The sequence below is a fragment of the Burkholderia sp. D-99 genome (genome assembly GCF_011605345.1).
GTDB lineage: Bacteria > Pseudomonadota > Gammaproteobacteria > Burkholderiales > Burkholderiaceae > Burkholderia.
Window position 1 is genome coordinate 357,435 of the sequence record NZ_JAAOXM010000006.1, and the last position, 8,369, is coordinate 365,803.

General features: G+C 63.0%; 8 protein-coding genes. 3 read left to right on the forward strand and 5 right to left on the reverse strand.

From position 1 onward, the window contains the following. Positions 1–209: 209 nt before the first annotated feature. Positions 210–2,300 carry an excinuclease ABC subunit UvrB gene (gene uvrB / locus HAV18_RS23600; protein ID WP_166960534.1) on the reverse strand — a complete coding sequence of 697 codons (2,091 nt, stop codon included), beginning with the start codon at positions 2,298–2,300 and terminating at the stop codon, positions 210–212. Between the two features lie 263 nt (positions 2,301–2,563). Here uvrB and HAV18_RS23605 point away from each other — a divergent pair, with 263 nt between their 5' ends. After that, a complete protein-coding gene (locus HAV18_RS23605; RefSeq protein WP_166960537.1) occupies positions 2,564–3,763 on the forward strand; it encodes an amino acid aminotransferase in 1,200 nt (399 codons plus the stop codon). Between the two features lie 125 nt (positions 3,764–3,888). On the opposite strand, the gene HAV18_RS23610 is transcribed toward HAV18_RS23605, so the two are convergent. Continuing rightward, positions 3,889–4,677 carry a 3-hydroxybutyrate dehydrogenase gene (locus tag HAV18_RS23610; protein WP_166960540.1) on the reverse strand — a complete coding sequence of 263 codons (789 nt, stop codon included), beginning with the start codon at positions 4,675–4,677 and terminating at the stop codon, positions 3,889–3,891. Between the two features lie 163 nt (positions 4,678–4,840). Between HAV18_RS23610 and HAV18_RS23615 the strand changes: the two genes are divergently transcribed. Continuing rightward, the gene (locus tag HAV18_RS23615) at positions 4,841–5,812 is read left to right on the forward strand and encodes an aldo/keto reductase (RefSeq protein ID WP_166960545.1); all 972 of its coding nucleotides are present in this window, start codon (positions 4,841–4,843) and stop codon (positions 5,810–5,812) included. A gap of 112 nt (positions 5,813–5,924) precedes the next feature. After that, entirely contained in the window at positions 5,925–6,770 is an 846-nt protein-coding gene (locus tag HAV18_RS23620) for a 23S rRNA (adenine(2030)-N(6))-methyltransferase RlmJ (protein ID WP_011352670.1), read from the forward strand. Positions 6,771–6,785: 15 nt separating this feature from the next. Here the strand turns inward: HAV18_RS23620 and HAV18_RS23625 are convergent, their stop codons facing one another. From HAV18_RS23625 to cueR, 3 genes are all read right to left on the reverse strand, one after another. Then, a complete protein-coding gene (locus HAV18_RS23625; protein WP_208102085.1) occupies positions 6,786–7,154 on the reverse strand; it encodes a hypothetical protein in 369 nt (122 codons plus the stop codon). Positions 7,155–7,268: 114 nt separating this feature from the next. Next, positions 7,269–7,415, reverse strand: coding sequence for a DUF3563 family protein (locus tag HAV18_RS23630; protein ID WP_006478295.1), 147 nt, complete (start codon positions 7,413–7,415; stop codon positions 7,269–7,271). A 216-nt stretch (positions 7,416–7,631) separates the two neighbouring features. Next, a complete protein-coding gene (gene cueR / locus HAV18_RS23635) occupies positions 7,632–8,036 on the reverse strand; it encodes a Cu(I)-responsive transcriptional regulator (protein WP_041493104.1) in 405 nt (134 codons plus the stop codon). Positions 8,037–8,369: the final 333 nt, after the last annotated feature.

Here is an 8,369-nt window from a genome sequence, read left to right on the forward strand (position 1 = left end):
GTTATTTGATCTGGAACCATGCGGACCGGCCGTCAGGCCTGCCCGCTGAAAACACTAACGCGACGAATAACGTTAATGCGAACAATTCTCAATAATTGCGAAGTTTAGCACCGAACCTGTTTACGAACAAACGGGGAGCCGTGTAAACCCCTGATCCGACAAGGCTTACAGGCTCGTTACCGTGAGGTTTCCGTGACGCTTGGAGAGATTTACCGGCCGCCGTTGACGTGATCGCCGACGTTCGCGCCGAATACGCGCTCACGCAGCAGCGCAAGCTGGTCGCGAGTCGCGGCGGCCTTCTCGAACTCGAGGTTCTTCGCGTAGTCGGCCATCTGCTTCTCGAGGCGCTTGATTTCCTTGGCGAGTTGCTTTTCCGACATGTCCTCGAATTTCGCACGCTGCTGGGCTTCCTTCAGCTCGGCACGTGCCTCGTCCGCGTTGTAGACGCCGTCGATGATGTCCTTGATGCGCTTCACGACACCGCGCGGCGTGATGCCCATTTCCTCGTTGTACGCGATCTGCTTCGCACGGCGCCGCTCGGTCTCGCCGATCGCGCGCTTCATCGACTCGGTCATGTTGTCCGCGTAGAGGATCGCCTTGCCGTTCACGTTCCGCGCGGCACGACCGATCGTCTGGATCAGCGAGCGCTCCGCACGCAGGAAGCCCTCCTTGTCCGCGTCGAGGATCGCGACGAGCGACACCTCGGGAATGTCGAGCCCTTCCCGCAGCAGGTTGATCCCGACCAGCACGTCGAATGTGCCGAGCCGCAGGTCGCGAATGATTTCGACACGCTCCACCGTGTCGATGTCGCTGTGCAGGTAACGCACCTTGACCCCGTGATCGGCCAGAAACTCGGTGAGCTGCTCGGCCATGCGCTTCGTCAGCACGGTGATCAGCACGCGCTCCTCGGCCTTCACGCGCGCGTTGATCTCGGCCAGCACGTCGTCGACCTGCGAGCTTGCCGGGCGCACTTCGATTTCCGGATCGACGAGCCCGGTCGGCCGCACGACCTGTTCGGCGATCTGCCCCGTCACGCGCTTCTCGTAGTCGGCCGGCGTGGCCGACACGAACACGACCTGGCGCATCTTGCGCTCGAACTCGGGGAACTTGAGCGGCCGGTTGTCCAGCGCCGACGGCAGCCGGAACCCGTAGTTGACGAGGTTTTCCTTGCGTGCGCGGTCGCCGTTGTACATGCCGTTCAACTGGCCGATCAGCACGTGCGATTCGTCGAGCAGCATCAGCGCATCGGGCGGCAGGTAGTCGACGAGCGTCGGCGGAGGATCGCCGGGCTCCGCCCCCGAGAAATGCCGCGAGTAGTTCTCGATGCCCTTGCAGAAGCCGAGCTCCTGCAGCATCTCGAGATCGAAGCGCGTACGCTGCTCGAGGCGCTGCGCCTCGACGAGCTTGCCGTCGCTGTGAAAATACTCGAGCCGCTCGCGCAGTTCGTCCTTGATCGTCTCGACCGCGCGCATCACGGTATCGCGCGGCGTCACGTAGTGCGACGACGGATAGACGGTGAAGCGCGGAATCTTCTGCCGCACGCGGCCGGTCAGCGGGTCGAACAGTTGCAGCGTCTCGACCTCGTCGTCGAACAGCTCGACGCGCACGGCCAGCTCAGCGTGCTCGGCCGGGAAGATGTCGATCGTGTCGCCGCGCACGCGGAACGTGCCGCGCTGGAAGTCCTGATCGTTGCGCGTGTACTGCATCGCAATCAGCCGCGCGATCACGTCGCGCTGCCCGAGCTTGTCGCCGGCGCGCAGCGTCAGGATCATCCGGTGGTATTCGGACGGGTTGCCGATACCGTAGATCGCCGACACCGTCGCGACGATCACGACGTCGCGACGCTCCATCAGGCTCTTCGTCGCCGACAGCCGCATCTGCTCGATGTGCTCGTTGATCGACGAGTCCTTTTCGATGAACAGGTCGCGCTGCGGCACGTAGGCTTCAGGCTGGTAATAGTCGTAGTACGAGACGAAATACTCGACCGCGTTGCGCGGGAAGAACTCGCGGAATTCCGAGTAGAGTTGCGCGGCAAGCGTCTTGTTCGGCGCGAACACGATCGCCGGGCGGCCGAGCCGCGCGATCGTATTGGCCATCGTGAAAGTCTTTCCCGAGCCTGTTACGCCGAGCAGCGTCTGGAACGAGAGACCGTCCTCGACCCCTTCGACGAGCGTGTCGATCGCGGTCGGCTGATCGCCTGCGGGCAAATACGGTTGGTACAGCTGGAACGGCGACCCTTCGAAGGTCACGAATTTCGATTCGTCGAGCGCGTCGCCGGTTTCGGCATGATGTTCGGACATGGAATGCGGCCGGAGCGAGGGCAAAAGAGCCATTCTAGCGCTTCGCGGCCGGGCGGACTGCTGTCGGCTCCTGACGCGCGCCGGCCGCCGGGAATCGCGATTCCCGGCCGAATTTCGCCGCCGAAACGCCGCCCTCGCCAGCGCGAATTCGCTACAATATCAGGCTGCTGCGCTTTCCGGCGTCGTGCCTGCCCGCGCGCGGTCTGCCGCGCCCGCCCCGCCCGTTGAAAGCCTGACCCTCTTTTCACAACTGCCGAATCATCATGTCGCTCTTCTCCGCTGTCCAGCTTGCTCCCCGCGACCCGATCCTGGGCCTGAACGAAGCCTTCAACGCCGATGCGCGTCCGACCAAGGTCAACCTCGGCGTCGGTGTGTACACGAACGAAGAAGGCAAGATTCCGCTGCTGCGCGCGGTTCGCGAAGCCGAGAAGGTGCGTGTCGAGGCCGGCCTGCCGCGCGGCTACCTGCCGATCGACGGCATCGCCGCCTACGATGCGTCCGTGCAGAAGCTGCTGCTCGGCAACGATTCGCCGCTGATCGCAGCGGGCCGCGTGGTCACGGCCCAGGCACTGGGCGGCACGGGCGCGCTGAAGATCGGCGCCGATTTCCTGCGCACCGTGAACCCGAACGTGAAGGTCGCGATCAGCGATCCGAGCTGGGAAAACCACCGCGCGCTGTTCGAAGCGGCCGGCTTCGAAGTCGTTGCGTACCCGTATTACGACGCTGCCACCAACGGCGTGAACTTCGAAGGCATGCTGTCGGCACTGAACGGCTACGCGGCAGGCACGGTCGTCGTGCTGCACGCGTGCTGCCACAACCCGACGGGCGTGGACCTGACCGAAGCGCAATGGCAACAGGTCGTCGACGTCGTGAAGGCGCGCAACCTCGTGCCGTTCCTCGACATGGCCTACCAGGGCTTCGGCGAGAACATCGAGGCCGATGCTGCCGCCGTGCGCCTGTTTGCCGCGGCCGACCTGAACGCATTCGTGTCGTCGTCGTTCTCGAAGTCGTTCTCGCTGTACGGCGAGCGCGTCGGTGCACTGTCGATCATCACGTCGAGCAAGGAAGAGGCGACGCGCGTGCTGTCGCAACTGAAGCGCGTGATCCGCACGAACTACTCGAACCCGCCGACCCATGGCGGCGCCGTGGTCGCAGCGGTGCTCGCATCGCCGGAACTGCACGCTTCGTGGGTGCAGGAACTCGGTGAAATGCGCGATCGCATCCGTGCGATGCGCAACGGTCTCGTCGAGCGCCTGAAGGCAAGCGGCGTCGATCGCGACTTCAGCTTCATCAACGCGCAGCGCGGAATGTTCTCGTATTCGGGCCTGACCTCGGCGCAAGTCGATCGCCTGCGCGACGAGTTCGGCATCTACGCGGTCGGCACGGGCCGGATCTGCGTCGCCGCGCTGAACACGCGCAACCTCGACGCGGTCGCCAATGCGGTCGCAGCCGTCCTGAAGTAACGCGGCGTGCGCGGGCGGCAGCCGTCATCGGCTGCGCCCCGCCCTGCCGAAATGCAAAACGCGCTCCCCGGAGCGCGTTTTTTTATGCCGACCGCCGGTGGGCGACTATGGCGGCTACACCCGAATTACTGCATGAACCAGCCGTGGCTGACGACAAACGACTGGCCCGTGAGCGCGGCGCTCGGGAATGCCGACAGGAACAGCACCGTCTGCGCGACGTCCTGAACGGTCGTGAACACGCCGTCGACCGTATTGCCGAGCATCACCTTCTTCACGACTTCCTCTTCGCTGATCCCGAGTTCCTTCGCCTGCTCCGGAATCTGCTTGTCCACCAGCGGCGTGCGCACGAAGCCCGGACACACGACGTGCGAGCGCACGTTGTGCTTCGCGCCTTCCTTCGCCAGCACGCGGGCCAGGCCGAGCAGCCCGTGCTTGGCCGTCACGTATGCCGACTTCAGCGGCGACGCTTCGTGCGAATGCACCGAACCCATGTAGATCACCACACCGCCGCGATCGTCCTTGTACATGTGCTTGAGCGCGGCCTTGGTCGTCAGGAACGCGCCGTCGACGTGGATCGCCTGCATCTTCTTCCAGTCGGAGAACGAGTAGTTCTCGATCGGGTTGACGATCTGGATGCCCGCGTTCGACACGAGGATGTCGACCGAGCCGAACGTTTCGGCCACCTTGTCGATGCCGCTGTTCACGGCTTCCTCGTTCGTCACGTCCATCGCGACGCCGATCGCCTTGCCACCCGCCTTGACGATCTCGTCGGCAACGGCGTTCGCGCCGTCCTGGTTCAGGTCGGCGATCGCGACCGCCGCGCCCGCCTTCGCGAGCTCGAGTGCGATTTCCTTGCCGATGCCGCTCGCGGCGCCCGTGACGACTGCGGTCTTGCCATTCAGATCTGCTGCCATGTCCGTCTCCTCCCGTTGTCGGATCGATAAAACAAGCGCCCGCCGCATCCGCTACCGTCGCGCGATCGTACCGCGGGCCAGCCGTCATTGTGCACGATCGGCCCCGCCGCTCGCGCGCAAAACGTCTAAGCTTAAGGTCGGTTCTGTCACGCAGGAGATTCGCATGCACTATCGACGGCTAGGCCGCTCCGGCCTGCAGATCAGCGAGCTTTCGCTCGGCTCGTGGGTGACGTACGGCAACCAGGTCGACCAGCGGGTCGCGCGCGAATGCCTTGCCGCGGCACGCGACGCAGGCGTCAATTTCTTCGACAACGCCGAGGTCTACGCCGGCGGCAAATCCGAGGAAATCATGGGGCACGCGCTCAAGTCGCTCGACTGGCCGCGCATCAGCTATATCGTGTCCACGAAGTTCTTCTGGGGGCTCGCCGAAGCGCCTAACCAGTATCACACGCTGAACCGGAAATACCTGCTGAACGCCATCGACGGCTCACTGAGCCGGCTGCAGCTCGACTATGTCGACCTCGTCTATTGCCATCGCCCTGATCCGAACACGCCGATCGAGGAAACGGTCTGGGCAATGAGCGACATGATCGTGCGCGGCAAGGCGCTGTACTGGGGCACGTCGGAATGGAGCGCCGACGAGATCCGTGCCGCATGCGAGATCGCCGAACGGCATCACCTGCACAAGCCGGTCGTCGAGCAGCCGCAGTACAACCTGTTCCACCGCACGCGGGTCGAACGGGAATATGCGCGGCTCTACGACGACTACGGTCTTGGCCTCACGACCTGGAGCCCGCTGGCATCGGGCCTGCTCACCGGCAAATACCGTAACGGCGTACCGCCCGGCAGCCGCGCGCAGTTACAGGGTTACGACTGGATGCGCGACCGCCTGACCGATCAGGCCGCCAACGACATCGTCGAACGGCTCGGCGAAATTGCTGCAGAGCTCGGCTGCAGCACCGGCCAGCTCGCGATCGCGTGGGTGCTCGCGAATCCGCACGTGAGCTCGGTCATCACCGGCGCGTCGCGGATCGAGCAGATCGGCGACAACATGCGCGCGCTCGACGTTGCCACGAAGCTGACACCGGACGTGAAGCAACGTATCGAGGAGGTGGTAGGCGATGCGTATGAATAAGGCGATGCTCGGCCACTCGCGTACAATACGCGGCCCGCATCGGCGCCCGGCCTGACGGCCGCGCACGATCGACCGCTTTCATCGATTCACCTTTCGTTTCAGGCAGCCCGCCATGCTCAGTTATCGTCACGGTTTTCACGCAGGCAACCACGCGGACGTGCTCAAGCACGCCGTCGTCGTCCAGCTGCTGCGCTACCTGAACAAGAAAGACAAGTCGTACTGGTACATCGATACGCATGCAGGTGCCGGCGTGTATTCGCTGCGCGACGGATACGCAGCAAAGACGTCAGAATTCGACACCGGCATCGGCCGGCTATGGAACGAAAAGAACCTGCCGGAAGCCCTGGGCGACTATGTGGATGAAGTCCGCGCACTGAACGACGATGGTGAACTGCGCTTCTACCCGGGCTCCCCGTACATCGCATGGCGATCGATGCGCGAGCAGGACCGCATGCGACTGTTCGAAATGCACACGACGGAAATCGACGTGCTGCGCCACAATTTCCGCGATGCGGGGCGACGCGCGATGATCTTTGCCGGAGACGGCTTCGAAGGCGTCAAGGCACTGCTGCCGCCGCCGCCGCGACGCGCACTCGTACTGATCGACCCGTCCTACGAGGACAAGAAGGATTACGCGCGCACGGTGACTTGCGTGACGGAGTGCCTGAAGCGTTTCGCGACGGGCTGCTATGCGGTCTGGTACCCGCAGGTGACCCGGACGGAATCGCAGCGCTTTCCCGAGCAGTTGAAACGCCTGCAACCGAACAACTGGCTGCACCTGACACTGACGGTGTCGAATCCGCCGACTGACGGACTGGGTCTCTACGGCAGCGGAATGTTCATTCTGAATCCGCCGTATACCCTCGCCCAGAGCATGAACGAGGCACTGCCCTATCTGGTCGAAATGCTGGGACAGGATAGCGGCGCCCGCTGCCAGATCGAGCACCGCGGAAACTGACCGGGCGGCCGCGCGTTACGGCTGCGGTCGGGGTGCGAGCCTTGGCTGGTTGGCTGGCTGTCCACCCCACGCGGGGACATTGATATACGGCGCGACGAACAGCGGAACCGACGTGTTCGGCGCCTGCCCGGCCGGAGCCCGCATGCCTGCCGGCTCGACGATCGGCTCGGAAGACAACGGTGCCGTCTGCAGCACCAACCCGCCCTTGCCATCCTGGATGCCGCGTTGCGTATCGAGAATCAACGGCTTGGACGATGTCGCGGCAGCCGCCGCGAGTCCATGGACAAGCACGACCGCGCCGAGAACGAGACGCGCGCGGGCACTGCGACGCACATCGAGACGCAAACGCATGATTGTGTCCTTCAGGATGAAAAGCAGGTCCATACCATAGCGCTGCACTGACGATTGCGCCAGATCCGGCGCACAAAAAAACAAAGCCCCGTCAATACGGGGCTTGCTTATCGTTCGGTGCCACATGGCACCTGACGGTGACTCCGATTACAGCGAGTAGCCGTTGGTTTCGAGCGAGCGAATGCGGCTTTCGAGCTGGACGATGTCCGACGACGTGGCGAGGTAAGCCTCACGGCGTTCACGTTCTGCGGATTCGAACCAGTTGCTCAGCTTTTCGACGATGTAGGCGATCATGACATTCTCCAAGGAAGGGGGGACCCCTGGCGAATCGAGATTCAGGGATTTCCCGTATAGGGTTATCCCGAATTATAGCGATGGCGCACCAAGATGCCAGTGAAATACTTGCATGGAAGCCATTCCAATTCGGAATAGCCGGCCGTGGATTCAACGCAACTCATTGATTTTTAAGGAAATATAATCTAGGCCCATTTCGGGCCTCGAGGATGCGCACTAATTTGGTTCGCCGACGGGGTCGGACAGACGCGCCAAAATCGGGCATTCGGGCCGCCCGTCACCATGACAGTGCGCAGCGAGATCGGCCAGCGTGTCACGCATGTCGCTCAGCTCCGCGATGCGCTTGTCGAGTTCGGCCACGTGCTCGAGCGCAATCGATTTCACTTCGGCGCTCGCGCGGGAACGATCCTGCCAGAGCATCAGCAGTTTGCGGATGTCCTCGACGAGAAAGCCAAGGCGTCGTGCCTGACGGATGAAGCGCAGGATATGGATTTCGTCCGCGCCGTAGATCCGGTAGCCGGCGTCGGTACGTTTGCTCGGCGCAAGCAGGCCAACCTGTTCGTAGTACCGGATCATTTTTGCGCTGACCCCGGATTCGCGCGACGCGTCGCCGATATTCATTCCCGCCCTCTCCATCAAGCCCTGGTTTCGAACATGAGCGTCGACGAGTGCAATCGTCGACGGCACTTCGATCGTATCAAATCGCGTGGTTTCGTTTCGGGGAAGGATTGACTGCGGGATGGCAAGTGAGTGATCTGGCGTGCGAGCCCGGGAGACGTGATGGATGGAGCGCGCTTCCCCCAACGCACATACATTTCCGTCGCGCCAATGCAAAAACCCCCGCCTTTCGGGCGGGGGTTTCTGGCTTAGGGAGCCTGACGATTACCTACTTTCACACGGGAATCCGCACTATCATCGGCGTAGAGTCGTTTCACGGTCCTGTTCGGGATGGGA

Coding starts and splice junctions, on each gene's coding strand:
- uvrB (WP_166960534.1), bottom strand. CDS start 2,300: ATGTCCGAACATCATGCCGAAACCGGCGACGCGCTCGACGAATCGAAA.
- HAV18_RS23605 (WP_166960537.1), top strand. CDS start 2,564: ATGTCGCTCTTCTCCGCTGTCCAGCTTGCTCCCCGCGACCCGATCCTG.
- HAV18_RS23610 (WP_166960540.1), bottom strand. CDS start 4,677: ATGGCAGCAGATCTGAATGGCAAGACCGCAGTCGTCACGGGCGCCGCG.
- HAV18_RS23615 (WP_166960545.1), top strand. CDS start 4,841: ATGCACTATCGACGGCTAGGCCGCTCCGGCCTGCAGATCAGCGAGCTT.
- HAV18_RS23620 (WP_011352670.1), top strand. CDS start 5,925: ATGCTCAGTTATCGTCACGGTTTTCACGCAGGCAACCACGCGGACGTG.
- HAV18_RS23625 (WP_208102085.1), bottom strand. CDS start 7,154: ATGGACCTGCTTTTCATCCTGAAGGACACAATCATGCGTTTGCGTCTC.
- HAV18_RS23630 (WP_006478295.1), bottom strand. CDS start 7,415: ATGATCGCCTACATCGTCGAAAAGCTGAGCAACTGGTTCGAATCCGCA.
- cueR (WP_041493104.1), bottom strand. CDS start 8,036: ATGAATATCGGCGACGCGTCGCGCGAATCCGGGGTCAGCGCAAAAATG.